Origin of the sequence: Arthrobacter sp. MAHUQ-56, assembly GCF_019710585.1 — a bacterium.
Classification (GTDB): domain Bacteria; phylum Actinomycetota; class Actinomycetes; order Actinomycetales; family Micrococcaceae; genus Arthrobacter.
Genome location: NZ_JAIFZQ010000020.1, coordinates 342630 through 367850, shown reverse-complemented (window position 1 = coordinate 367850; position 25221 = coordinate 342630). Strand labels below are relative to the sequence as shown.

Below are 25221 nucleotides of genomic sequence, written 5' to 3'. Positions count from 1 at the left end.
CCGGACTATGACGCACACCACTTTAATAGCCCGGCCCGGCCCAGTGAAGAGGGCTGGGCAAAAAAGTTGGCAGGACGGCGGCATGACTTTGCCCGGGCCTCAACTCCATGGTGCCGCATTGCGGGAACCTGCCGCAGGTACCGACTGATCTGCCCGTGTCTCCGGTTTTCTTTCTTGCTTGTTGTGCAGGACCTCACGAAGGATCTGCCGGAGGGTCAGTGCTTGCCCGGCCGCCCATTCGAGACCAAAAGTGACCGGTCCTGCTTCGGAGCGCGCCTTGGTGATAAGCGATTCGATACGTCGTTGCTCGGCTGCAAAAAGGGGAACCGCGAATTCTGTGCGGTGCGCATCCGCGGCCGCCAACAGGCGGATGGCCTGCCCGGTCCGGCGTTGTTCAAGGTTCACTGCCGCCAGGGACTCGACGAAAGCTACGAGGTGGCCTTGGCCACCGAGTTCAAGTGCCCGTTCGGTTGCCTCATACAGAAGACCTTCCGCTTCGTCATAGTTACCGGCCTTCTGCATGCCGTCCGCCAGATTCAACAAGGTATTCGCGAGGAGGGCGTTATCACCGAGCGGGCGGGCAAGTTCCACGCACTCCCGGCAAAGGTCCAAGGAGCGGGCGAGGTCGCCTGAGTAGAACGCAAGCAGACTCAAGGTGATGAGACAGGCGACGCGCGTGTGGGGGCTGGCCTCCGGGAGGGAGAGTGCTTCTTCCGCAAGGTGACGAGCGGTAACTGCATCGTCCTGCTCAGCGGCCTGCGTCGCCAGGCACATGGTCGCCCACGCGACACCTTGGCTGTTTCCCGCGGCCAAGAATGCCTGGCGGGACCGTTCGTGGAGGTCCGCGGCTTCGTCGTGACGGCCGAGCAACCAACAAAGGGTGGCGGTCCCACTAAGTGCGGGACCTTGGAGCGCGGCCGGAGCATCCGGGGCATTGTTTACTAGGTTTAGAGCGATCTCGCACTCAACGGCTACATCTCCCGTGAGTTCCCAGTAGCGCCACAAGTGTCCGACGAGCCGCAGCGCCAGGTTCGAGGAACCGTAAGGTCCTGCAGCCCAGGCCAAGGCAGCGCGGAGATCGGGGGCATCCGCGTGGAGCAGCTGGAAAGTCTCGGCTTGGTCTTGCCCCCAGAGTTGCGGGCTGGCAGCCTCAGCCACGGCGAGGAAGAACTCGGCATGACGATATTGAATTACCCGTGACCCGCCGTCTAATGTGAGTCGGTCGCGTGCGAACTCCCGGATCGAATGAAGCATCGACACGCGGCGTTCTCCGGCGGAATCGGTGTATCGACGGAGAAGGCTGTGATGCTCGAGTACTGCCAGTAAATCGGCGGTTGCTGCCTCTCCTTCCCCGGCTGATCTGCAGATGCTGTCAACTGCTTTCACTGTAGGATCACCGGCGAAGACTCCGAGCTGGGTGAAAAGCTGCCGCGCTGACTCATCAAGAAGCTGGTAGCTCCAGTCAATGGTCGCGGCGAGGGTCCGCTGGCGCTGTGGAAGATCGCGGAATGCAGCGGGAAGCGCAGTAAGACTGACCTCCAAATCGGCCAGCAGCGTCTGCTCGTCGCGGTACCGCAATTGCGCTGCGGCCAGTTCGATCGCCAATGGGAGACCATCCACGAGGCGGGATATCCGGGCTACAACCATGGCATTGTTGCTGCCGAGCCGGAAAAGAGGACGGACCGCACGGGCACGTGTCGCGAAGAGTTGCACGGCTGGCACTTTCTCCAGCTCGTGCAGTGGAAGCGGAGGGTCCAACGGAGGCAGGGCAAGCGGCGCGAGCTCATATTCGTATTCGGCACGAAGTCCAAGAGGCCGCCGGCTGGTGGCCAGAAGGCGCAGGCCAGGCGCGGCAGTAAGCAAGTCTTGGACAGTCGGCCATGCCTCCTCCAGGTGTTCGAAATTGTCCATTGCCATCAGTATTCGATGAGAGCGCAGGAAACGCCTCGAGGCCTGCATTGGATCAGAACCTGCCCACTCTTCCAATCCAAGTGCTGCGGCTATCGCGGCGGGAACTTGCTGGGCCTGCGTTAAGGGCGCAAGACTGACCCAACAGACACCGTCGGCCATCTTAGGGCCCATGTGCTTCGCTGCAGCCAATGCCAGACGAGTCTTACCGGTCCCTCCCGGTCCGGTTATGGTTACCAGTCTGCAGGCTTCAACCTCGTACAGGGAGCGCAGCGCGTCCAATTCAGCGTCGCGCCCTATAAGCGGCGTCAGCTCGGCTGGAAGATTGTCCAGCCGATGCTTTGTCCTGCGGTGCCCATCAGCGACGGGGGCTGCAAGCGAAGGGTCCTGTTGCAGCACCGCCCGTTCGAGCTTTTTCAGGTGTGGACCGGGGTCAATGCCTAAATCATCCAGGAACACGCGGCGGGCCCTGCGACAGGCTGCCAACGCCTCCCCCTGTCGGTCAGAGCGGTACAGGGCCAACACGAGCGAGGCCCACAGCCGTTCCCGGTATGGCTGCTGGGTCACCAACAGCTGCAGCTCGGCCACCAACTCGTCATGCCGGCCAAGCGCGAGCTCCACATCAATCAGGTCCTGATAAGCGTCCAACCGCTGTTCTTCCAGCTCATCCAGATCCGCCCGCAGCAGTTCGAGGTCGACGAGATCAGGAAAGGCTGGCGCCCGGAACAGCCTTATTGCCTGACGCAGATTATCGGCCCCTCCAGGCAAATCACCTGCTTCCACCGAAAGGCCACCTGCTTCCACGAAGGCTCGGAACCTCAGCAGATCCAGCTCATCCTCCTCCACCTTCAGCACGTAACCGCCAGGGCGGCTCACTATGCGCCGGGACGGACCCCCTTTGGGCCGGCCGGGCTCCAACAGGCGCCTTAGATTAGCGACGTATACCTGTAACTGCGCGGCCGGTTTCGCGGGCGCGGTATTCGCCCACACAGCCTCGGCCAGGAAGTCGGATGTCACAAGGCAATTTGCCCTCAGTGCGAGACACTCCAGGACAATCCGCTGCTGACGGGCAGCAAGGGCGACAGGAGATCCGTCCGCGATGATTTCCAGCGGACCCAGGGCTCGTATCCACAGCAACCCCATCGGACAGCACCTCTCACCGGCTGGGCGCCCGTGTCAGACCAAAAGAGGCATCTGTACCAGGCGCCAACACTCTGTCGCTTTTCTCATGATGCCCCGCCGGACAACCGTGTTCCACCTTGCAGCCACGAATTGGGTAGCCCCATTTATCGCCCGTCCGAAATTCGTGGGCATCGAGCCTAAAGGAGTACGAACAGTAGTCGGCTCCCAGGGATTAAGGATCAATTAAGCCCCCGGCGGGATTCTTGAGTCATCAAAGCACCGAGACCCAGCAGCCCCCCTGTGTAGGCCGGGCATCCAAAGGAGAGCCTGATCATGAAGCGGATAGAAGCCCCACATCGCGTCCATCACCAACCATTACCGGGCCGGGTTGAAGGTGGGCCGGAAATCTTCCGCCAACGGCCCTGCTGGCAGCCCGCATCAGCTCCGGAGCGCAGGAACTGGGCGGAAGACCTCTGGCCTGACTGCCGGAAGTGACCGCCGCTTTCCGCAGGACCGCAACCACCTGCCAATCGGCACATTCTTCGCCAAACCGGCGAACGCCTGAACGAAAACGCTCAGGAAAACCAGCCGTCCCCGTGGGCGGCATCGCATGAAAGGAGCAGTACGTTGTTCACGCTTAAAGGACACCATCGCACCACCGGGCACAATACCCAGCCAGTGTCCGCAGAAACCAAACGGTCTGATGGAGCACGACAGGGGAAGCTGCCCCTCGCCGTCGCAGCCGCTGCCGCAGCCTATATTTCGGCGGGCATGCTCGCTGCCCCCGCCCAGGCTGCCACAACAGCTGAGGGGTGGAGCGAACCCCTGGCAGCCCCCATTGCGGTGCCGTACAGCGAGGACGAAATCCGCGGCCTGCAGCAGGCTGGGGACCTTCTCGGTGCCAACTCCCGCATGATGGCCAACGCGTTCGCCGCGGGCAAGGTGTACCGGAGCTAACAAATCCGGGCCTCCGGCAAAAGAATGCAGAAGTTCCCTACGCGAACCTCCCGGCTCGCGCAGGGAACTTCCCTTGTGAACGGCGGCGATGAATAGTGGCAACGTATGCTGCATGTCGACCGCTTTAGGCTGCGGGGGAACTGACATTTGGGATATAGCCCGACCCTGGTAAACGGTGAGCCGCCCATGAATGCAAACGCAGATCCACCGCCGTAGGTGAATGGAAAATGGCGCACCGACATGTTCACGAGTAGGGCCAGGATGGTCGACAGCAGGACACTTGTTCCGCCTTTATCTCCTTGAAGTGCACCGATGCCAACCATCAGAATCATCGACCCGAAGACTATGGCACCCAAATTTTGCCCCCTTCGAGAAGTGGTCTGTCGAGGGTGGGATGTGAGGCGTGAACCCGATCTTCAGTGGGGCTTGTGGTGGCTCTTCAGCTATTAGCGGGCGTTAGCGTATGAATACGCTGCGTCCGGCCAGGTTGATCCGAGCCGCGGATCGACTCTTGGACTGAGGATAAACTTGCCCGCTCCAGCGTGGCGTGAGCAGCTGGGAACGCAGTAGCACCCCGATTAATGGCAGGCCTGGCATCCGGGGGCAGGGGACTGAACGAGCACTTAAGGGCACCCAGCTACCTCAACTCTCTTAAAGTGAGCCTTTACACTCGGAAAGGGTTGACTGCTCAGTATGCTTACTAATATTTTTGAGATGTAAGGAAAGTGATTTACATCACCGCACAGGGGCCCGCAAGGGTCTTAAGACCTGACAAATCAAACAGTTCCCGCCGGGGTTTCCGCATGGGGGTGGGGCATCCGGGGGTTCATGCGCCAAGGTGGCGCTGAAAGGAACACCTAAAATGCGAACACGAGCTTTAGCTTCCGTAACCACAGTCGCCCTCTCCGGGGCCATGTTCCTGGGAGTCGCAGCACCTGCCTCGGCAGTGACGCCGACTGCACCTGCAGCCGCGACGCAAGCCTCTCAGCAGCTAGTCGGCGTGGCTAATATTGACCAGACCATCGCCGGTGTCGGCAGGTTTGTCGGCACCTTCACCCCGACTGGCTTTACCACCCAGAACGGCCAACTGGCAGTCACGGGTTTGCTGTCCGGTACCTTCACATCCGTCAGTGGCGCCACAACGCAGATCAGCCAGTCGCTCACGACGACGGTGCTGTCCGCAACAACGACGCCCACCGGAACGTGTGACATTCTCAGCCTGGTGCTTGGGCCGTTGCACCTGGATGTCCTGGGCCTGGTCGTAGACCTGAACCAAGTCGTTCTGAATATCACTGCACAGTCCGGCGCGGGTAACCTGCTCGGCAACCTGCTGTGCTCGGTTGCCGGCCTGTTGGACGGCGGAATCAGCCTGAACAGTCTTGCCACCCTGCTGAACCGACTGCTCGGCCTGTAACCCATAAACCGGCGGCTGGCCTTGATCTTCCAGCTGCTGAACGAGGCGGGTGGCCCACGTTGGGCCGCCCGCCTCGCTAAAATTCCTCAGGCTTCACGTATCAGCGTGGTCAAAAACAAGTTCTACGGCTAGCCCCGTCCGGAAGGCCAAGATCATGTATGCCGATCCTCGTCCAAGAGCAACCTTCTTGATCGACTCAGGCGAATTTTCTGTGGAAGACCTATGGCGCCGGTACCGGTCCTGCGGAGGAAACGCGGATCTTCTGGAGTTGGATGCGTTTATCCATGACGTGCCCCTCCTGTGCGGACTGGAAGTTGAAATCCTGCGGGTGGCCCTGGGTGAACTGCCTTCATCCCGGCCAGAGGCTCGAAGCTCCAGGACGCGCGGCCGGAATGGCATAACGATTTCGGCCCTACCGCCCATAACCCGGTCTTTGGTTTCAGGCCTGATGCGGTTTCGCCGCCGGCCTATGACGGATTCCTCCAATGCCGCCGTGGTTGCAGGGGAAGAGCTGGTCAGGGGCCGCTCCCTTCATCATGGTGTCAGGAGCTGGTTTGGCCGTGGTCTGCATGGCCAGGCGGATAGTCAACTCTCCCTGGTACGACGCGACAGGGAGCGACAGTAGAAGGAGGCCGCTTCCGCTCCGCCTGAGAAGGGGCCACCGACAATGAAGTTGGCACCGGCGACTGCGTCGGTCATACGGGGGCGGGAATTACCAGAATGCGCTTGTACAGGGGTACCCCTTCTCCCCTGGATGCCACGGCCTGAATCACACCCCTGTCGCGCTGGAACTCCTCCGCAACAAGCACCACCAAAGAAGGGGGTACCCGCGGGCCTTTTGGCCCTAGGGCAGCATCCCGCCCAGTCATAGGTTGAAAGCCCTTTACGCGCCGTTGCCGGCGCCGTTGCCGAACAGCGGACGGGCCCATCGACTGGTAGGAGGCGGAATGCGTTTTTCGCGCGCTGCCAAAGTCCGAGTCACCATTGCCATTACTGCCGCCTTGGTCGTGGCCGGATGCGATGGCACTACGGGCGTCAAAGGCGGTGGCGAGCCAACGGGAAGCAACCCCGCCAAGGTCATCACCGCGTATGGCAGTGAACCGCAACACCCGCTGCTGCCCGGGGCCACCAATGAATCAGGCGGCCTGCGCGTGGTCGAGCTATTGTTCGAGGGCCTGCGTGCCTACGACTCAAATGGCAAACCCGTCAATGCGCTGGCAGAGTCCATCGAAACCGCGGACTCGCAGAACTGGACCATCAGGATCAAGCCCGGCGCCAAGTTCACCAACGGTGAGGCCATCACAGCCCGGACCTTCGTCGATTCCTGGAACTTCGCGGCGCTCAGCACGAACCTCCAAAACAACGGCTCATTCTTCTCATCCATCGAAGGCTATGCCGACGTCGGCGCCGTCAACGAAACCACAGCCCCGGACGGCACCACCACCTCCTCCCCCGCCCCGACGGCGCAGACCATGTCAGGGTTGAGGGTCAAAGATGACGAAACCCTCACGGTCAAGCTGGTCCGTCCCGAGGCTGACTGGTCGCTGCGGTTGGGCTACTCCGCTTTCTACCCGCTGCCATCCCAGGCGCTCACGGACCCGAAGAAGTTCGGGGAAAACCCGGTGGGCAACGGCCCGTACGCCATGGAGAAGGAGGGAGCCTGGGTGCATGACCAGTCCATCTCCCTGGTCAAAAACCCCGATTACAGCGGCCCCCGCGCCGCGCAGAACGGCGGGGTAACCTTCAAGTTCTACACCGACCCCGGCCCCGCCTACACGGACCTGCAGGCAGACAACCTGGACATCAGTGACATCCTTCCCGCCAACGCACTCAAGACCTACAAGAGCGACTTCCAAAACCGGAATGCCGCCAAAGCGGTGGCCGTGAACGCAGCCCTGGTCATTCCGCCCTACAACGCGAACTTCCAGGGCGAAGCAGGGAGGCTGCGCCGCCAGTCGCTATCCCACGCCGTCAACCGGGAAGAGATCACGAGGGTGGTTTTCAACGGCACCCGCACGCCGGCCACGGAGTTCACGTCGCCGGTGCTCGACGGCTACTCGGACTCCATTCCAGGTAACGACGTCCTGAAGTTCGACGCCGAGAAGGCCCAAAAGCTCTGGGCGCAGGCAGAAGCGCTGAAGCCGTACGACGCCACGAAACCACTCAGTTTCACCACGAACACCGACGGCGGCAACAAGGAGTGGGTCGATGCCGTCGCCAAGGGTGTGGAGAACCACCTGGGCATCAGGACCGAGGTCAATGCACTTCCCAGATTCGCGGATCTTCTGGACCTGCGCCTGTCACAGTCGCTCCCCGGCCTGACGAGCACCGCCTGGCAGGGCGACTACCCCTCGCTGTACAACTTCCTGGGCCTCGAGTGGAGCACGGGGGCATCTGCCAACCTCGAGAAGTTTTCGTACCCCGAGTTTGACCAGCTCCTGGAGGAAGGCCTCCGGTCAACCGACCCGGCACAGGCCAACGCCAAGTTCAACCAGGCGCAGGAAGTCCTCTTCAGGGAGCTGCCCGCGTTGCCGCTTTGGTACAACAACCAGCCGGTGGTGTGGAGCAACAACGTCCTGGCCGCCGAGACAGGCTGGAACGGGGTCATCCGCTACTTCAACGTCAAGGCCAGGTGACACCGGCTGCCGGACGCGTACGACGGCGGCACGCGGCCACACCGGTGACGTTACTGGATGAGGTAGTGGCGTTCCTCGGCCGGCGCCGGCTTGAAGGCCTTGGGGAAGACGGCCTTCGACAGGGCCTTCAGGCCGATCGCCGGAAGCAGCACGGCGGCGATGCCGATGGACAGGCTGGTCCAGCCGATGTTTTCGAGCGTGCCGAGCGTGGGCGCCTGCGAAGCAGTGTTTGCCAAGGTTCTGACCCTTTTTGTGAGACCGGTAATCGCTACAAGGTTACGGCACTCGCCCGGGCTGCAGAAAAAAGACGGAGCGCCACAAATTTTCGTGAGTCTTGATCAATTCTTGACGGTAAGTGGCGCTGTTGTTGAGCGAGGGCCTCCACAGTGATGCATGAAGGCACGGAGCGCACGAGATGCACCTGGGAATCTGGGTCCCAGTTACCCCGGGCCTACGTCGGATAAAACCGATGGTCTCAACCGCTTGGCGGCGTCACGCAACGGCGCCGCCAAGCGCTTCCACATTCCATACAGACCAGGGGCCGATGGCGGAGGCCAGCGGATCAGCGTCGATTCGCAAAAAAGCCATCGGCCCCCACATATCGGATAGAGACTGGTTTGGTCCTCGGTTGGGCCGTCAGGAAACGCAGGATGCCACAGCATTTGAAATGCAGTTGCCAACCATCGCACTGTGGCCTATCTGTAAACTGGCGGAGGCGGCGCGAAACGTTCGCGCAAACGATTCTCCGAGGACGGCGACGATGACGACGATGGTAAAAGTTGCCAAGCTTGCGGGCGTATCCATCTCCACCGTCTCGCACGTCCTCAACGGCACCCGGCATGTCAATGACGAAACGCGGCAGAAGGTCCTCAAGGCCATCGAGGAAACGTCCTACAGGCAGGACGCACTGGCCCGGGCCATGCGGCGCTCACGGACTGACAGCATCGGCCTGATAGTGTCCGACGGCGGCGAGCCGGCTTTCGCCGAAATGATCCGCGGTGTCGAAGAAGAAGCAGCACGCCAGGGCGTCACCTTGTTGCTGGCCAACTCCGCGGAGGACCCGCAGCGTGAGGCCCGCGCCGTCCAGGCCCTCCTGGAGCGCCGGGTGGACGGCATCATCCTGGCCCGCGCAGCCGGCTCCGGCCCAGGAGCCCTTGCCGAATTTCAGGACCAGGACACTCCCCTGGTCCTGATGGACCGGCTCTTCGACGAACCCTACGACCAAGTGGGCGTGGAGAACCGGGAACCCATCAACGAACTGGTGCAGCACCTCACGAGCCAGGGCCACGAACGGATCCTCCTGGTCGTTGGGGACGTCCGCGTGGCTACCCTGCAGGAACGGCACGAGGCCTTTATCGAAGCCATGGAGGCAGCCGGGACCCCCGCCGGGAAGCAACTAACCGTGGTAGCCGAGGACCAACAGAAGATTGAGGCCGGCATCAGCAAAGCCCTGGCCGCCGTGAAGCCACCAACAGCAGTCATCGCCTGCAGCACAGTCCTCGCGGCCGCTGCCCTTAGGCAGGTACAGCAGCGCGGCCTCCGAATGCCGGACGACATTGCCTTCGCCACTTTCGACGGCTTCGCCTACGCGGATCTATTCGAACCCCAGCTCACCACCGTCCGTCAGCCGGCCTTCCAGGTTGGAGCCACGGCTGCCGAGCTCCTCGCCAAGCGCATCGCGGACAAGTCGCGAGAGCCCTCCACGGTGCGACTGGCGCCCACCATCGAATATCGCGCCTCCACCGGAGCACCAACGCCCGCCTAGGCGGCGCCGCGCCGCCGCACAAGCCGGCGGACAAGAACTTTCACGTGATCCATTGCACATCGAAACGTTTGCGCCTACCATCGAAACGTTCGCGCAATCGTTTCGCTAAGGAGGAGCAGTGGCAACCATCATTGATGTCGCATCTCTTGCCGGCGTTTCGACGTCCACTGTTTCGCATGTCCTCAACGAAACCCGGCACGTCGAGCCCGAGACCAAAGAGCGCGTTATGCACGCCGTGAAGGCCACCGGCTACCGCCGGGACGTTCTGGCCAGGTCCATGCGCCGCGCACGAACGGATTCCATCGGCCTGGTGGTTTCCGACGCGGGCGAACCGGCGTTCGCGGACATGGTGCACGGCGTCGAGGAGGCCGCAGCACAGAACGGACTCTCCCTGCTCCTGGCCAACTCGGCGGAAGACCCCGCACGGGAAAACTCGGCAGTGGAAGCCCTCCTGGACCGGCGGGTCGACGGTCTCATCCTCGCCCGCGCAGCAGGTTCACATGCCGGCCTGCTGCAGCGGATCCGCGAGGAGCAAAAGCCCTTGGTCCTGCTGGACCGGCTGGCAGATCTGGACGGGCAGGACACCGTGGACCAAGTGGGCGTCAACAACCACGCCGCCATGAAGTCCCTGGTTGAACACCTGACCGCCCAAGGGCACCGGCGGATACTGCTGGTGTCGGGCGACCTGCGGGTTTCCTCCCTCCGCGAGCGTTATGACGGCTTCCTCACCGCCATGCAGGCGCAGGGACTGGACGCACAGGACGCCCTGCTCTGCGAGGGCACGGCCACTGCGGCAGCCTCGTTCGACCGGGTCCGCCCATTGCTGGCAGACCCGGCAGAACGTCCGACGGCGATCCTCGCCTGCAGCACGCTGCTGGCGGCGGGTGCGCTCCGGGCAGTCCAGAGGGAGGGCCTACGGGTGCCTGGAGACATCGCCTTCGCCACGTTCGACGGGTTCACCTACTCGGACCTGTTCCAGCCCCAGATCACCACCGTCCGCCAGCCAGCGTTCCAGCTGGGCGAAAGCGCGGTGAGCTTACTCTTGCGGCGTCTGGATAAGCCCTCCGCTCCCCCGCAGGTCCTCCGGCTCGAGTCCCGGATCGAGTTCCGGCTTTCCACGGGCACCACCAGCTAGCAGCAACATGTACCCCAACCGCATCCCATCAAGCACCTCCCCGGCGCAGCATGCAAAGGAGCATTCCATGAGAAACACAGTCCGCACCACCCTCGCTGCGGCGGCCACCGCCGCAGCGCTGGCCCTCACCGCTTGCGGGGGCGGAGCACAAACAACAGCCCCGGCAGCCGACGGCCCTTATGCGGCACCGTCCAAGGACATCACCACCACCATCACCGTCTCCAACTGGGGCGACCCCGGCGACAAAGCCGTCTACGACAGCGTGGCGGAACGCTTCAAGGAGAAATACCCGAACGTCACGGTGAACAACAACTTCACCCCCATCACCACCTGGACCGAATACGTCAACAAGCTGGTCACCCAGGCGGCCGCGGGCCAGGCACCGGACGTTATCAATATCGCCACCGAAGGTGTGGAACTGGGCCTGGCCAACGACCTCTTCACTCCCCTGGACGGCTTCCTCAAGAACGATCCGGAGGCCAAGGCCCTCCGCGATGATATTGATCCCAAACTGCTGGAAGGCTTCAGCAAGGACGGGTCTACCTACCTCATGCCCAACACGTTCAACACCATGGTCATTTACTACAACACCAAGATGTTCAAAGCCGCCGGCATCGAACGTCCCAGTGACGACTGGACCTGGGATGAGTTCCTTGAGATTTCCAAAAAGCTGACCACCGGTTCCGGTGCCGACAAGGTGTACGGGTTCGCCATGCCGTACTACTCCTTCGGCATCACCCCCTGGCTGTACTCCAATGGCACCTCCGTGATGAGCGATGACCTAAAGACTGCCCAGCTCACCGATGACAAGGTGAAGGAAACAGTTAGCTGGGTCCGCGACCTGGTCACCAAGTATGGCGTCTCCCCCCAGCCCAAGGGCTCGGACCCCTACCAGCTGTTCCCGGCAGGAAAGGCAGCCATGACAGGCGCCGGGCACTTCGTCACGGGAGGCTTCGAAAAGGCCGGCTTCAGCGACTACGACATCCTCCCCTGGCCCAAGGGAACCACCAAGTCCACGGTCTTCGGCGCCGGCGCCTTCGCCGTCTCCAAGTCGTCCAAAAACCAGGAACTTTCCTGGGAGTTCATCAAGATGCTCACCGACCAGCAGACCCAGAAGAAATGGGCTGACGCCGGTGCAGCCGTTCCGTCAACCAAGACGGCCGCCTCATCGCCGGAGTTCCTGGCTTCGCCCGAGCATGCGGAAGAGTTCTACAACTCCCTCTCCTACGCCAAGCCCGTGGCCGCACCGCGCGCCTACAACGTACTGGACCCGGCGTTCATGCGGGCCATGGACGAGATTATGTCCGGCCAGGACATCGGCGCATCACTGGAGAAGGCGCAAAAGGATGTAGAGGAGGCGTTGCAGCAATGACAATGACCGCCCCAAAAACCGCGGTGCCGCCCGCGCCCGCCTCCGGGCGCGGGGGCCGCCCCGGGCCCCAAAGCACCGCCCGCCGCCGGGAAGCCCTCACAGGCTACCTGTTCACGGCACCCACGGTCATCGGGTTCCTGGTCTTCGTCCTGGGCCCCCTCATCGCGGCCCTGTACCTGAGCCTCACCAAGTACAACATCCTCACCGCACCGAAGTTCATCGGCCTCGACAACTACATCCGGATGTTCCGGGACGAACGCCTGGCCACCACCTACGGCAACACGCTCGTGTACGTCACGGCCGCCGTCGTCCTCATCAACGGCTTCGCGCTACTGTTCGCCGTGCTGATCAACCAGCGGCTCCCCCGGGCCCTTACGTACGTGTTCCGCTCGGCGTACTTCTTCCCGTACCTGGTGGCGCTGGTGTACGTGTCCATCATCTGGCAGGCGCTCTTCCAGAAGGACACGGGGATCCTGAACTACTACCTCACTGCCATGGGCGGGGAGCGGATCGACTGGCTTAACAGCTCCGAGTTCTCCAAGGTCTCGGTGATCATCGTGGACACCTGGCGGAATGTTGGGTTCGCCATGCTGATCTTCGTCGCCGCCCTGCAGGAAGTGCCCAAGGACATGATGGAGGCCGCGAGGATGGACGGGGCCAGCGAGTGGCAGGTCTTTCACCGCATCATCCTGCCGATGATCAGCCAGGCGACCTTCTTCAACATCACCATCACCATCATCGGTGCGTTCCAGATCTACGAATCGATCATTGTGCTCACCCGCGGCGGCCCGGGTGACGCCAGCCGCAGTGTGGTGATGTACATCGCCGAGGTGGCATTCAACAAGTTCGACATGGGCTATGCCTCTGCCATCGCTGTCACGCTGTTCCTCATCATCATGCTGGTGACTATGGTGCAGTTCCGCCTTCGGAAGTCATGGGTGAACAATGAGTAACGCCGTCCTCCCCTCCCGCACTGTCCAAGGACAGGATGTACGACGGCGGCGGCGCGCCGGCGTCGGGAAGTCCATTTCGGTCGGGCTGCTTGTCCTGGGCGCCATTGGCATGGTGGCCCCGTTCCTCTGGATGTTCACCACCTCGCTGCGGGACGCCAGCCACGCCTACGACCTGCCGCCGCAGTGGCTGCCCACCGAATGGGACTGGGGCAACTACGCCGGCGCCGTCAGCGGGCCGGTCCCCATCCTGCGGAATATGTTCAACAGCGCGGTGATCGCCATCGCGGTCAGCGTGGGCATGATCATCACCGCGCCCATGGCCGGCTACGCGTTCGCCAAGCTGCAGTTCCCCGGCCGCAACTCCATCTTCGTGGGACTGCTGTCCTCGCTGATGGTGCCGGCACAGGTGACAATCATCCCGCTGTTCCTGCTCATGCGGACCTTCGGACTGCTGGACAACCCCCTCAGCCTGATCCTGCCCGGCATCACCGGGGCCCTGGGAGTGTTCCTGCTGCGGCAGTTCTTCCTGGGCCTGCCGCAGGAAATCATCGACGCCGCCCGCATGGACGGCGCCACGGCCTGGCAAACGTACCGGCTGATCGCGCTGCCGCTGGCCAAGAACGCGGTCAGCACCCTGGGCGTCATCACGTTCCTGGGCAGTTGGAACGCGTACTTCGCCCCGTCCATCTTCCTCAACAGCACGGACACCGCCACCCTCCCGCTGGCCCTGGTCCTGATGCTCGGCCCGTACGGTGCCGGCAACGTGGCCCAAGTGATGGCGGCCACCACCATCGCCATCGCACCGGCACTGATCGTCTTCCTTGTGGCCCAGCGCTGGATCATCGCCAGCCTGACCCAGTCCGCTGTCAAGGGCTAAACACCAATACTTTGAGAAAGGCACCATCTTGGCTACATCAACGCGCTCCGGCCTGCTCTCCAGCCTGACCAAGCTCTCCACCGCCCGCACGGCCCGCGCCTCCAGCTGGGACCAGACCGGCCGCAACCGGGACAACTGGATCATCATGCCCGGCGAGGAACGGGTCCTGGCAGACCTCGAAGGCCCCGGCGCCATCACCCACATCTGGATGACCCAGTCCTGCCGGATCCAGCCCGGGCCCGGCCAGATCTCACCGGAACTGGTGGGTGTGCCGATGCTGGAAATCCACAACGCCCTGGGCGTCAGCTGGGAGGTGGTGGACCCGGACTACTACCGGAAGATCGTGCTGAAAATGTACTGGGATGACCAGGAGACCCCGAGCGTCATCGCACCCCTGGGCGACTTCTTCGGCCTGCTGAATTCCCTGTCCGGCTCCTACGATTCCCTGCCGCTCTCCGTCTCGGCCAAGGAGCCGGAACTGAACACCTTCGGTGGCAGCGCAGCGTTCAACAGCTACTTCGAGATGCCGTTCAACTCACGGGCACGGATTGTGGTGGAGAACCAGAACGATATCCCCTACCTGCAGTACTTCTACATTGACTACGAGCTCTACACCGAGCCGCTGCCCGAGGACACCGCCTACTTCCACGCGCACTGGCGGCGCCAGAAGCCCAACGCCGGCTGGGGCCCTGACCTGCAGACCAACAGCATCGAAGTGGCCATCCCCAACCTCACGGGCGAGGACAACTACGTGGTCCTCGAAACCGAGGGACGAGGCCATTATGTCGGCTGCAACCTGGCCGTCCGCCACTTCCAGGGCTCCTGGTGGGGCGAAGGCGATGACATGATCTTCATCGACGATGACACCTGGCCTCCCAGCCTGCACGGAACCGGCATGGAAGACTACTTCGGCCACGCCTGGGGCATGCAGCACAACGCGTTCCTGATGAACGGCACCATGGTCCACGAGGAAAATGTGCCCGGCTTCCACCACAGCTACCGCTTCCACATGACCGATCCCATCCGCTTCCAGAAGCGCATCAAGGTCACGTTCGAGCACGGCCACGCCAACCATCTCTCCGACGACTGGTCCTCCACCGCCTACTGGTACCAGACTCTCCCCTCCCCCGTCCTGGACATCGACGCCGTCCAGGACCGCCTGCCCCTGCGCCCCCGCGACCAGGTGGAAGAGCTCCCGCTCCCGGACCTGACCCCCGCCCAGCAGGCGGCACGGGATGCCTCCGCCGAGCGGATGCGGAAGTTCACGGAGGCGCGCGATGCAGTCCGGAGGGAGCGCCAGGCGGAAATCGACCAGTGGGAGAAGGCCAACGCCGAACAAGCGCGGGACATCCGGCAACGGTTCCACGCCGCCAACAGCGTCCCGGCCTCCTGACCAATTCACCCACCACAACGAGGATCAGCATGAACGCGCAAGAACTGCGGCCCGCCTTCCACTTCACCGCCGCCGAGGGGTGGATCAACGATCCCCTGGGCGTCACGTGGAAGGACGGCCAGTACCACCTCTTCTACCAGTACGTCCCCGGCCGCACCACATGGGCGTCCAACTGCCACTGGGGACATTCCACTTCCCCGGACATGATCGCGTGGACGGAGCAGGGCATCGCCGTCGCCCCTGGTGACGGGGACGACGGCGTCTGGTCGGGTTCCATCGTGACGGACACCGACGGCGCCGCAACCATGTTCTACACCTCCGTGACCGAGCCGGACATCGGCATCGGAACGGTCAGGACGGCCACGCCGGACGACGACTCCTGGAGCAGCTGGACCAAAGGCGGCAAGCTGATGACCGCGCCGGACCTGGGCGTGGTGGCCTATCGGGATCCATTCGTGTTCCGCGATGGCGGCCAGTGGCGGATGTTCGTCGGCGCCGGGCTGGAAGGTGGCACGGCCGCCGCAGTGTCCTACAGTTCACAGGACCTGGCACAGTGGACCCTGGACGGGATCGCGGCCCAGCGCTCCGGCACGGAGACGGCGCCTGTATGGACCGGGACCATGTGGGAATGCCCGCAGCTGTTCGAGATCGACGGCTCGCACGTCCTGGTCACCTCCATCTGGGAAGATGACGTCCTGCACTACGTGGCCTACGGCGTGGGCACTTACTCCGACGGCCGGTTCACCGCGCGCTCGTGGGGACAGCTCACTTACGGCAAGAGCTACTACGCCCCCTCGTTCTTCCGGGACAAGGACGGCGCACCGTCGCTGATCTTCTGGGTCCGCGGCGTCATCAGCCCCGAGGGGCAGTGGGCCAGCGCGCTCAGCGTTCCGCACACCCTCACCCTGGATGGGGACACCCTGATTGCAACCCCGCACGCTGACCTCGCCAAGTACACGCAACCCGCGCGGCTGGAGCAGCTGGACGGCCGCTTTGAGTCAGTGCTCGACGGCGGCGCGGACCTGCGCTGCGTCGTCGCCGCCGGGACGGTCATCAGCCTGGCCACCGCGGACGGGCCCCTGGCAACGCTCCGGCATGACGGGGAGGGGCTGGAGGTGTCAGCAGCCGGGAATGCGGACTTCACGGACGTGTTCTTCCCGGTTGCCGCGGAATCCGAAGTCCGCGTCATCATCGACGCTGGTGTGCTGGAGATTTCCGGCCGCCAGGGCATCATGGCGGTCCCACTTCCCCTCGTTGCGGCTCCACTAATGGTGACCGTAACCGACGCCCTTGGCGAACCCGGCCCCGGCCTCATCCCGCCGCAGCCAGCCGGGAGTGCGGGTGTCGACCAGGAAGCCGCACTGGCGGGACAGCCCTGACCCCACAGCCGCGGACTTCACAGGCTCGTAGAACTTGTGGCGCAGCGCGCGCCCGGGCCTAGCGGGTCAGGGTGGCCCAGGATTCCAGGAACCTGCTGGCGATGTAGGCGTGGCCGGCGCTGTTGGGATGGGCGCCGTCGAAGTCGAAGCCGGGACTGTTGGCACTGGTGAACCAGCCGGCCTCGATCGCATCGATGTACGGAGCATTGGCGGCCGCGGCACCTGCCCGGACGGCGCTGTTCACGCCGCGCAGTTCCTCGGCGAGGGGCTGGGGCGCCGACGGCCCCATGACCACCACCTGCACGCCGGGCCAGAACCGGCGGGCCGCCTCGATGGTCTGCGTGGTGGCAACCCGGACCTCATCCGGGTTACCAAGCTGGGAATCGTTCTGCCCGCCCTGCAGGATCAGGACGTTGGGCACGAACGCCGGGTTGGCCGCGATCTTCCGCAACCGGGTCTCGTATTCGCCGCCCAGCTCGTCCTGGGCGCCGCCGCCCCAGGCGAACCCGGTGCCGCCCACTCCGTCGATGGTGGCGGGATACCCCAGCTTCCTTGCAACGAGGTACGCCCACCCCTGGTCCGGCCGGGCTGCACCGTCTCCGAAAGTGTAGGAATCCCCCAGGATCAGGAGCACGGGGTCGGCCGGCAACTCGATCCGCACGGGTGGTGCCGTGGCGGTGGCGGTAGCAGCAGCGGTGGCCGCGGCAGTAGGGGAAGCAGAAGCAGTAGGCGTGGCCGCCAAGGGGCCGGCCGGTGCAGGACGGGCGTCGTCCACTGCGGGCGGGCCCATCAGGGCGAGCGCTGCCACCGCGAACGCCGCGGCTGCCAACACTATGAGGGCAGCGTACTTGATCCACTCCCGCGCCTCGATGCGGGGGCGCCCGCCGTTCCTCGTCACCGGCACATCCTACCGGCCGCACACTGCACGCCAACGGCAGCAGTAACGGCGCGGGCAGTAACGGCGCAGTAACGCGCGTCTGATCGACTCTACCTGTGGTTCCCCCGCGTGTGAGGCCGGTGCAATTGTGAGGCCGGTGTGATGAGTCAGCCCTGGAGTTCGGTCCGGGTGGCGGGCCTGGCCCTGGACGTCCCGGCCCAGCTTGTCCCCTTGGACGAGGCAGCCTTCGAGGGCAGCGCGGCCGTCCTCGAAGGTGCCGGCATGCGGCTGACCGTTGATGCCAGCCCCTTCGCCGACCCCCTCACACGCTATGGAGCCAAGCCCGGCTTCGAACACTGGCAGGAACCGGTGGGCAGCGCCACCGCGGACTTCGTCGTGTTCGAAGAGGAGGGCACCCGCACCGTTGCCGTCACCATCCACGGGCGGGCCACCGCCGTCGTCCATCAACCGGCCGGCGCCCCCAAGGACGTCGCCCTGCAGATCCTGCGAAGCATCCGGACAGATCAAATCCGGACAGAACAAGGAGAAACCAATGACTGAAGAGCTGTACTCCGCGGCGCCGTTCCTCGCCGCCGTCCAGAACACCGGCCCGGGCGAAAGCAATCCGGGCTTCAGCAAGGTACAAAGCTACCTCGAGCGCTTTGGTTACCTGGGGCCATCCGCCGCCAGGGACGTCGGCGTCCTGGACGATCCCACGGCCGGGGCCCTAAGAAGCTTCCAGGAGTTCTTCAACCTCCCCGTCACCGGCGTGTTCGACGACGCCACCCGGGAAGCGATGATGCGGCCCCGCTGCGGGCTCCCGGACAAGCGCGGCGGCGACCTCGACTTCGCCACGGCGTGCGCGTGGGTGGACCGGACCCTGACATTCGCCTTCGACACCGGCACCGACGACGTCGCCGGGACCGCCGAGTTCGACGCCATCCGGCGCGCCATCCAGACCTGGCAGGGCGTGGGCGGACTGACCTTCACCGAAGTCGCCGTCGGCTCCAGTCCGGACGTCCGCATCGGCTGGCGGCCCGCGGCGGACCCCGACCATTCGATGGTGGGCGGCGTCCTGGCCCACGCCGACTTCCCGCCAGGCTGCAGTGTCATCACCAACACCCTCCCCAAACCGGTCCACTTCGACGACAGCGAACACGTCTGGAGCGTCGGCGCCGTGGCGAACGCCTTCGACATCGAAACGGTCGCCCTGCACGAATTCGGCCACATTGTGGGGCTGGCGCACTCCAGCGTTGCCGGCTCGGTGATGGCACCCACCGTGGCCTCCAACTTCACCAAACGCGTCCTCACGCAGGACGACCTCGACGGGTTCCGCGCCCTGTACCCGGCCGCGCCGCAGCCATGGTCCGGCTGGAACTCCCTGGGCGGTGTCATCACCTCGGACGTCGCCGTGGGCAACAACAAGGACGGGCGGCTGGAAGCTTTTGCGAGGGGCACCGATGGCGCCGTCTGGCACCGGTGGCAGGTTGCCCCGAACGGCAACTGGGCCGGCTGGGCCTCGTTGGGCGGGGTGATCACCACCGAGATCGCGGTGGCCAGCAACCAGGACGGCCGGCTGGAGATCTTCGCCCGCGGCACCGACAATGCCCTGTGGCACCGGTGGCAGAGCACGCCCAACGGCAACTGGGCCGGCTGGGCCTCCCTGGGCGGCAGCATCACCGGGCCCGCCGCCACCGGGCGCAACGCCGACGGCCGGCTCGAAGTCTTCGCCAGGGGCACGGACGGCGCCGTATGGCACAAATGGCAGACGGCACCGAACGGCAACTGGTCCGGCTGGGCGTCCCTGGGCGGGGTGATCACGTCCGAGATTGCCGTGGGCAGGAACAAGGACGGCCGCCTTGAAATCTTCGCCCGCGGCACCGACAACGCCCTCTGGCACAAATGGCAGACGGCGCCCAACAGCGGCTGGTCGGCCTGGGCCTCCCTGGGCGGCATCCTCACGTCCAACATCAGCACCGGCGCCAACGCCGACGGCCGCCTCGAAGTCTTCGTCCGGGGCACCGACAACGCCCTCTGGCACAAGTGGCAGACGGCGCCCAACAGCGGCTGGTCGGCCTGGGCCTCTCTGGGCGGCATCCTCACCTCCGATATCGCCGTTGGCAGGAACGCGAGCGGCCGGCTGGAGGCTTTCGTCCGCGGCACGGACAACGCGCTGTGGCACCTCTGGCAGACAGCACCGAACAGCGGCTGGACTGGCTGGGCCTCCCTGGGCGGCATCCTCACCTCCAACATCACGGTGGGGAGCAACGCCGACGGCCGGCTTGAAGCCTTCGTCCGCGGCACCGACAACGCCCTCTGGCACAGGTGGCAAAACAGTCCCTTCCTGACCGGAGAATCCACCGAGGCTGCCGCCGCCGAAGAGACGGCCGAAGGGACGGGCAGAGAGGAGGAGGCCGCCGCAGCCGTGGTCCCGCAGACCGTGGAGATGCCCGCCGGCACCATGGCCGAGAGCCTGACAACCAACGGCCACCAGCAGCCGGCAGCAGCGGAAATGCCCGCCGGGTCAATGGAGGAATCTCCGGCCAGGGAGGCCGCGGGAGATTCCGGCGCCGCTGGCCAGGAACGCGCATCGGACGCGATGCCGGACCGGGGCATGCCTGCCAGCGCCTAAGGCGCGCGGCAGGGAACTGAAGCGTACGACGGCGGGGCTGGGCCGCCGTCGTACGCCACCCCGGACGCACCCAAGGCCGCCCGCCGCGGCCGAGCAGTAAAAGCACCACACCCAGGAAATGGACTTGGCATGGACACCACCGACCGCCCCTCCCCCGAAGCAAGCAGCCCCGAAGCAGCCAGCGACAACGAACAGATGCTGGCCTCGCTGCGGCAGTTCATCCGGACCAAGGGCGCCGCCTACCTCGAGGATCCCAACATCACCTCGATCGGCGTGGGCCACAAGGTGGTGGACGGGAAGCCGACGGGCGAGATCTCGCTCCAGTTCACCGTGGGCGAGAAGGTGGCCCCGGAAGCCCTGGACTCCATCAACACCAAACCCATACCGGACACCATCATGGTGGACGGGATCCCGGTACAAACCGATGTGATCGAGCGGGACTACCGCCCCTCGTTCCGGGCGGTGGCAGAAGTTGAGCCCCCGCCCACTAAGGTCCGGCTGGACCCCATCAGGCCGGGAGTCAGCGTGGGCAACATCCACTCCAGCGCCGGCACCATTGCCTGCATCGTGTACGACAGGCACGACGGGACGCCGCTGGTCCTCAGCAACTGGCACGTGCTGCACGGCGATACAGGAGCCCTTGGCGACGTGGTGGTCCAGCCGGGCCCGCACGACGACAACCGGGTCAACGCCAACGGCCTCGGCCGGCTGGTGCGCTCCCATCTGGGCGTCGCGGGAGACTGCGCCGTGGCCACCATCACGGACCGCGGCTTCACCACGGCCATCCAGTCCCTGGACGTGACGCCGGACCAGCTGGGGGAACCCGAAATCGGCGACAAGGTGGTCAAGAGCGGCCGCACCACGGGCGTCACCCACGGGGTGGTGCGGCGGGTGGATGTGATCGCCAAGCTCTTTTACGGCGCTGCGGGGATGCACACCATCGGCGGCTTCGAAATCGGCCCGGACCCGGCCAACCCCTCCGCGGACGGGGAAATCAGCCGCGGCGGGGACTCGGGCTCGGCCTGGATTTTCAAGACCCCGTCGGGTGAGCTCACCACTGTCCTGGCGGGGCTGCACTTCGGCGGGGAATCGGGGGACAGCCCGGACGAGCACGCCCTGGCCTGCCTGCCGCAGTCCGTGTTCGAGAAGCTCGAAATCACCCTGCGGCCGCCGGCGGCTCCTGAGGCTGCCGAGGTTGTTCCCGAGGGGTTCCTCGCCGATTTCCTCGGGCCCCACATCGCCGTGCCCACGCTCGGCGCCGCCGTGAACACCGACGCGGTGCGCTTCGCCGGCTCGGACATCATCCCGTACACCCACTTCTCGCTCTGCCTCAGCACCTCACGGCGGTTTGCCCGCTGGGTGGCGTGGAATATCGACGGCGGCAGCCTGCAGAAACTCAGCCGGTCCGGAATCAGCTTCATCAAGGACCCCCGGCTCCCCGTCGGCGTCCAGGTCGGCGACGAGCTTTACCGCGGCAACCGGGTGGACCGCGGCCATCTGGCGCGCCGGGCCGACCTGCTGTGGGGAGCGGCGGACGAGGCCGGCCGCGCGAACAAGGACTCGTTCTACTTCACGAACATCACCCCGCAGTTGGAGGACTTCAACCAAAGCAGCAAGAACGGGGTCTGGGGCCGGCTTGAGGATGCCGTGTTCGAGGACGTGGACGTCGACAACCTGAAGGTCAGCGTGTTCGGCGGGCCGGTGCTGCAGGACGGTGACCACGTCTACCGGGGAATTCCCTTGCCGCGCGAGTACTGGAAAATCATCGCGTTCGTGGAGCACGGACAGCTCAAGGCCAGGGGCTTCCTGCTGACCCAGAACCTGGACCAGCTCGAAGCGCTCGAGCTCGACGAATTCCGGGTGTTCCAGGTTGCCGTGAGCGAAATCGAGGCGCGGACCATCCTGCAGTTCGCCGATGCGCTGCGGCAGGCGGACACCTTCGCCGTCCCCGAGGCGGTTGGCGACAGGCGGCCGCTGGACGATACCTCGGACATCCAGTGGTGAGTGCCTACGGTCACGGTGCAGTCTCAGACTAGGCCGGGGTAGCTGGCCAGGATGTAGTCCGCGGCCGCGGGTCCTTTCATGCGAAGGCACTGCCCTGGATCCATACGCTGGCGCATAGCAGCCCAAAACACGTCCTCTGCTTGCGGCGCCGTGCTGGAGACGTAGCACCAGCTGGTGTAAAGGCCGTAGAAGGAGTCATCGTCGAGAGCCCGGTCGTACTCCGGATCGTGGAAGGTTGCTTCCTGGAGGAACTGGTCGAACTGCGAGTGGGCCATGGTGGCTTCTTTCAACAAGGTGCATTTGTTCGCCGTGCGGCTACAGCGGTTTTGAACTTGGCGGGAGCAGCGGTTCCCGGCGCGGAGGCCGCCGGTGAAGCACATGTCAGCAGGTGCTATTTATCCGGTTGACGGCCAATGGCGGCGCTGCCATCGGCGAGGGTTGCGGCACCTCCGTGGTGGGAGATGAGGGCGGCGGCCATACGTTTGGCCAGCACAGCTGCCTCCCTGTCTCCTTCGACCGCTGAGATGATGGAGCCTTTTGTCAGGATGTGGCAGGACCGGGCAAAGACCTCGGGCTGTTCAAGGCCCGCTTCCTCGGCGAGCTTTCGCATGAAAGCCCTTACCTGAGCCAAATAGCTGACGGACGCCTGTCCGAGGGTATGTGTGGGCCCCATCTCCAGCATGGTTTTGACGAAGGCGCAGGCCTGGAAGTCATCTTGACGGAACCACCCGTCAAGGACGTCGAAGATTATCAGCACCTGGGCCGTCGGGTCATCGGATCTCCGCCTGCATTCGGCGATGATCGCCTCAACAGTGAGGTCTTGGTGGCAATGTTCCAGGAAGGCCAGGACCAGTTCATCCTTCGAGGAGAAGTGGCCGTAGAACGTGGCCTTGGCCACCCCGGCGCGCAAAATCAGTTCTGATATACCCACATCGCGGATGCCACGCTGCCCGAATAACTCGTAAGCGGCCGCCAGTATGCGCTCCCGGGCACCGGCGGATGCCGGCCGTGGAGACCCGGAACTGGCTATCGGATCAGCTAAAGAGCCTGTGGAGTGTCCCATTCCCCGGACTCTACACGAAAAACCAGACAGACCGGTCGGTACGGGCCTTTGTGAAAAACCGTTTTCCGGCTACTGGATGTCTTCGTCCGGGGGCGGGAGCTGGTAGCCCAGCTCCTCGTCCACGGACAGCACTCCGCTCACAGACTTCAGGTCCTGCAGGCTGTCATCCGGGGCGGAACCGGTGATGAAGCCCATCGCCAGGACCTGTTCCACCTGCATGCCGCGGGCGCGCAGCGCGTCCGCGACATCGGCGATGGCGGACAGGTAATCCTGGTGCACCGTTACATTGATGTTGACCATTCCTCAGGTTATTCCTCTTCGCGTCGCAGGCGGTTCCTATCAGCCGTCCCTACAGGCGGCCGTACACGCGGCTCCTACACAGGGGCGATGACCAGGCCGGAGCCAACGTCCAGCGACGGTGCAATGAGCCGGTCGCATTCCTGGACCAGCGAGGACCAGAGTTCCCGTCCGCGGAAGCCGGTGGCCTGCGCCCAGAGGGCGGCAACGCCGGCGGCGTGCGGGGTGGCCATGCTGGTGCCACTGATGCTCCGGTACCGGGTGGGCATGGGCCAGGACGAGTAGACCTGCCAGCCGGGGCCGGCAACGTCCACCTGCCCGCCGCGGACCGGCAGGCTGCGCGCGGAGAAGAAGGCAACGTCCAGCTGGTGGTCCAAAGCGCCCACCGCCATGATGAACGGGCTGTTGGCCGGGGTGCCGACGAATCCGAAGTTGCCCTGGAGGCGCCGGGCGTTGTTTCCGGCGGCTGCGATGATCAGCGTCCCGGCGTCCAAGGCCCGCTTGCCTGCTGCCACGTACGGCGGGTGGATCTGCGGCACGTCGGCCCCGAGGGACATGGAGATGATGTGGCAGCCACTGGTCAACGCCCAGTCGATGCCGGCCAGGATGCCGGCGTCGCTGCCGGAACCCGAGTTGCCCAGCACCTTGCCGGCGAAGATGTCGGCCTCGTAGGCCACGCCGTAGCGCGGCCCGGTGGACGGCGACTTGGAGCCGCAGGAGGTGCCGATGCAGTGCGTGCCGTGGCCGTGTCCGTCCTCGGGCCCCTCCCCCTGGACGAAGGAGCGGGTGGTGATGTTCCGTCCGGCGAAGTCAGGGTGGGTTGCGTCGAAACCGGTGTCCAGGACTGCCACCTTGACCCCGCGCCCGGAGTACTGGGACGAGGTGGCCTGGACGGCCTGCAGCCCCCACGTGAACTGGGCGGTGTCCTGGAAGATCGGCACGGTTGGCGGTGCCGCCGCCCCCGCGCCCTGGCCGTTGCCGTTCAGGCGGGTGTCCAGGTCCAGGACGGCGTCGCGGTAACCCCTGACGTATTCGGTGGTGCCTGCCGGGAGGACATGGTGGATCAGTTCCGGCGATACGGACAGTACTGCGTTCTCCGCCGCTTCGGTGGTCTGCAGCGCGCCGATCTGCTCCGGCGCGGCCGAAACCACGGCGATGCCCAGGGAGCTGAAGTACGTGGCGTCCGCGCCGCTGCTTTCCGAGACGTCCACTTCGCGGTCCCCGAAGTCCCGCGAGTCCGCCACGTTGGACAGTCCTGCCGATTCCAGCACCGAGGACGGGCTGGCGGCGTCCCTGGCAAAGACCACGATGAACCGGCCGGTGGTCTCGGCCCCGGAATAGTCCGCCGCCGGGACGGTCCCGGCCGAATTCTCGGACGTGGGGAAGGAATTTGGGTCGATCATTTCAAGTCTCCTTTGCTGGGTTGGAGGGTGGTGC

At 64.6% G+C, this 25221-nt stretch carries 20 protein-coding genes and 1 pseudogene; 13 read left to right on the top strand and 8 right to left on the bottom strand.

Annotation, left to right across the window (positions count from 1 at the left end):
• Positions 1–99: 99 nt before the first annotated feature.
• Both K4G53_RS14035 and K4G53_RS21540 read right to left on the bottom strand, forming a co-directional pair.
• Positions 100–2763, bottom strand: coding sequence for a BTAD domain-containing putative transcriptional regulator (locus tag K4G53_RS14035; RefSeq protein WP_308287890.1), 2664 nt, complete (start codon positions 2761–2763; stop codon positions 100–102).
• Positions 2764–2817: 54 nt separating this feature from the next.
• A pseudogene (locus K4G53_RS21540) lies at positions 2818–3051 on the bottom strand (winged helix-turn-helix domain-containing protein); the annotation flags it as partial.
• Positions 3052–3708: 657 nt separating this feature from the next.
• Here K4G53_RS21540 and K4G53_RS14030 point away from each other — a divergent pair.
• The 3 genes from K4G53_RS14030 (at position 3709) to K4G53_RS14020 (ending at position 8037) form a co-directional block, all read left to right on the top strand.
• Positions 3709–3987, top strand: a complete 279-nt coding sequence (locus K4G53_RS14030) for a hypothetical protein (RefSeq protein WP_221386299.1) — start codon at positions 3709–3711, stop codon at positions 3985–3987.
• A gap of 1000 nt (positions 3988–4987) precedes the next feature.
• The gene (locus K4G53_RS14025; protein WP_308287889.1) at positions 4988–5401 is read left to right on the top strand and encodes an ABC transporter substrate-binding protein; all 414 of its coding nucleotides are present in this window, start codon (positions 4988–4990) and stop codon (positions 5399–5401) included.
• Positions 5402–6348: 947 nt separating this feature from the next.
• Positions 6349–8037 (top strand): ABC transporter substrate-binding protein, encoded by a 1689-nt coding sequence (locus K4G53_RS14020; protein WP_221386297.1) that lies wholly within the window; start codon positions 6349–6351, stop codon positions 8035–8037.
• Between the two features lie 50 nt (positions 8038–8087).
• Here the strand turns inward: K4G53_RS14020 and K4G53_RS14015 are convergent, their stop codons facing one another.
• Complete coding sequence (locus tag K4G53_RS14015) at positions 8088–8273, bottom strand: hypothetical protein (RefSeq protein WP_221386296.1); 186 nt, start codon at positions 8271–8273, stop codon at positions 8088–8090.
• Between the two features lie 524 nt (positions 8274–8797).
• Between K4G53_RS14015 and K4G53_RS14010 the strand changes: the two genes are divergently transcribed.
• The 7 genes from K4G53_RS14010 (at position 8798) to K4G53_RS13980 (ending at position 16911) form a co-directional block, all read left to right on the top strand.
• Positions 8798–9802 carry a LacI family DNA-binding transcriptional regulator gene (locus K4G53_RS14010; protein WP_221386295.1) on the top strand — a complete coding sequence of 335 codons (1005 nt, stop codon included), beginning with the start codon at positions 8798–8800 and terminating at the stop codon, positions 9800–9802.
• Between the two features lie 118 nt (positions 9803–9920).
• Entirely contained in the window at positions 9921–10937 is a 1017-nt protein-coding gene (locus K4G53_RS14005; RefSeq protein WP_221386294.1) for a LacI family DNA-binding transcriptional regulator, read from the top strand.
• A 67-nt stretch (positions 10938–11004) separates the two neighbouring features.
• Entirely contained in the window at positions 11005–12309 is a 1305-nt protein-coding gene (locus tag K4G53_RS14000) for a sugar ABC transporter substrate-binding protein (protein WP_221386293.1), read from the top strand.
• A gap of 2 nt (positions 12310–12311) precedes the next feature.
• Positions 12312–13262: a carbohydrate ABC transporter permease gene (locus K4G53_RS13995; protein WP_221386292.1), complete on the top strand. Its 951-nt coding sequence runs from the start codon at positions 12312–12314 to the stop codon at positions 13260–13262.
• Complete coding sequence (locus K4G53_RS13990; RefSeq protein ID WP_221386291.1) at positions 13255–14139, top strand: carbohydrate ABC transporter permease; 885 nt, start codon at positions 13255–13257, stop codon at positions 14137–14139. The genes K4G53_RS13995 and K4G53_RS13990 overlap by 8 nt, the downstream gene beginning before the upstream one ends.
• Positions 14140–14167: 28 nt before the next feature.
• Positions 14168–15532 (top strand): glycoside hydrolase family 172 protein, encoded by a 1365-nt coding sequence (locus K4G53_RS13985; protein ID WP_221386290.1) that lies wholly within the window; start codon positions 14168–14170, stop codon positions 15530–15532.
• A 29-nt stretch (positions 15533–15561) separates the two neighbouring features.
• Positions 15562–16911 (top strand): glycoside hydrolase family 32 protein, encoded by a 1350-nt coding sequence (locus K4G53_RS13980; protein WP_221386289.1) that lies wholly within the window; start codon positions 15562–15564, stop codon positions 16909–16911.
• 58 nt (positions 16912–16969) lie between these two features.
• Here the strand turns inward: K4G53_RS13980 and K4G53_RS13975 are convergent, their stop codons facing one another.
• Positions 16970–17809 (bottom strand): SGNH/GDSL hydrolase family protein, encoded by an 840-nt coding sequence (locus tag K4G53_RS13975; protein ID WP_221386288.1) that lies wholly within the window; start codon positions 17807–17809, stop codon positions 16970–16972.
• A 141-nt stretch (positions 17810–17950) separates the two neighbouring features.
• On the opposite strand from K4G53_RS13975, the gene K4G53_RS13970 reads away from it, so the two are divergent.
• The 3 genes from K4G53_RS13970 to K4G53_RS21340 all read left to right on the top strand — a co-directional run bounded on the left by K4G53_RS13970 (position 17951) and on the right by K4G53_RS21340 (position 22424).
• On the top strand, positions 17951–18349 hold the full coding sequence (locus K4G53_RS13970; RefSeq protein WP_221386287.1) for a hypothetical protein: 399 nt from the start codon (positions 17951–17953) through the stop codon (positions 18347–18349).
• Positions 18342–20420 carry a matrixin family metalloprotease gene (locus K4G53_RS13965; protein WP_221386286.1) on the top strand — a complete coding sequence of 693 codons (2079 nt, stop codon included), beginning with the start codon at positions 18342–18344 and terminating at the stop codon, positions 20418–20420. The genes K4G53_RS13970 and K4G53_RS13965 overlap by 8 nt, the downstream gene beginning before the upstream one ends.
• Before the next feature lie 129 nt (positions 20421–20549).
• The gene (locus K4G53_RS21340; RefSeq protein WP_260323603.1) at positions 20550–22424 is read left to right on the top strand and encodes a DNA/RNA non-specific endonuclease; all 1875 of its coding nucleotides are present in this window, start codon (positions 20550–20552) and stop codon (positions 22422–22424) included.
• 23 nt (positions 22425–22447) lie between these two features.
• Here the strand turns inward: K4G53_RS21340 and K4G53_RS13955 are convergent, their stop codons facing one another.
• The 4 genes from K4G53_RS13955 to K4G53_RS13940 form a co-directional block, all read right to left on the bottom strand.
• Positions 22448–22699, bottom strand: a complete 252-nt coding sequence (locus tag K4G53_RS13955) for a hypothetical protein (protein ID WP_221386285.1) — start codon at positions 22697–22699, stop codon at positions 22448–22450.
• Positions 22700–22815: 116 nt separating this feature from the next.
• Positions 22816–23487, bottom strand: a complete 672-nt coding sequence (locus K4G53_RS13950; protein ID WP_221386284.1) for a TetR/AcrR family transcriptional regulator — start codon at positions 23485–23487, stop codon at positions 22816–22818.
• A 69-nt stretch (positions 23488–23556) separates the two neighbouring features.
• Positions 23557–23787, bottom strand: coding sequence for a hypothetical protein (locus tag K4G53_RS13945; protein ID WP_221386283.1), 231 nt, complete (start codon positions 23785–23787; stop codon positions 23557–23559).
• 74 nt (positions 23788–23861) lie between these two features.
• The gene (locus K4G53_RS13940; RefSeq protein ID WP_221386282.1) at positions 23862–25187 is read right to left on the bottom strand and encodes a S8 family serine peptidase; all 1326 of its coding nucleotides are present in this window, start codon (positions 25185–25187) and stop codon (positions 23862–23864) included.
• Positions 25188–25221 lie beyond the last annotated feature (34 nt).